The organism is Streptomyces cupreus (assembly GCF_014257025.1).
Lineage (GTDB): Bacteria > Actinomycetota > Actinomycetes > Streptomycetales > Streptomycetaceae > Streptomyces > Streptomyces cupreus.
In genome coordinates this window covers 1-562 of record NZ_JACMSF010000187.1, presented here as the reverse complement: position 1 = coordinate 562, position 562 = coordinate 1, and the positions used below count along the sequence as shown (strand labels likewise).

Annotated in this window: 1 protein-coding gene; it reads left to right on the top strand. The window is 64.6% G+C overall.

Annotation, left to right across the window (positions count from 1 at the left end; translation table 11 throughout):
• Window positions 1-20: 20 nt before the first annotated feature.
• Window positions 21-562: NAD(P)/FAD-dependent oxidoreductase (locus H4N64_RS44220; protein ID WP_186288269.1), on the top strand; the 542-nt coding region annotated here is incomplete at its 3' end.

The window sequence follows — 562 nt, the reverse complement described above, 5'->3', positions numbered from 1 at the left end:
CTGCCACCACGCCGAAACCCATGGCGGCACCGCAGTACGACGTGGCCATTCTCGGGTCCGGCCTTGCTGGTACGACGCTGGCCGCGTGCCTCGCCCGAGGCGGCGCGAAGGTACTCGTCCTCGACGCCGGCACGCACCCCCGTTTCGCCATCGGCGAGTCGACCATTCCGTACACGTCGATGATGATGCGGCTGGTCAGTGAGCGGTACAACGTGCCGGAGATCAAGTGGCTGACGACCTTCGAGGCCGTGCAGTCGAAGATCTCCACCAACTGCGGGGTGAAGCGGAACTTCGGTTTCCTCTACCACCGCGAGGGTGCGCGGCAGAACCCGCTGGAAACCAGCATGTTCCCGATCCCGAAGATCACGCACACCGAGAACCACTTCTTCCGCCAGGACACCGACGCCTGGATGGTGAACGTCGCCATCAAGTACGGCGCCGACATACGCCAGCAGACGAAGATCGTCGACGTCGACATCGACGACGACGGTGTCACGGTCATCCCCGACAAGGGCGACCCGGTGCGGGTGAAGTTCGTGGTGGACGCCAGCGGTCACCGCTC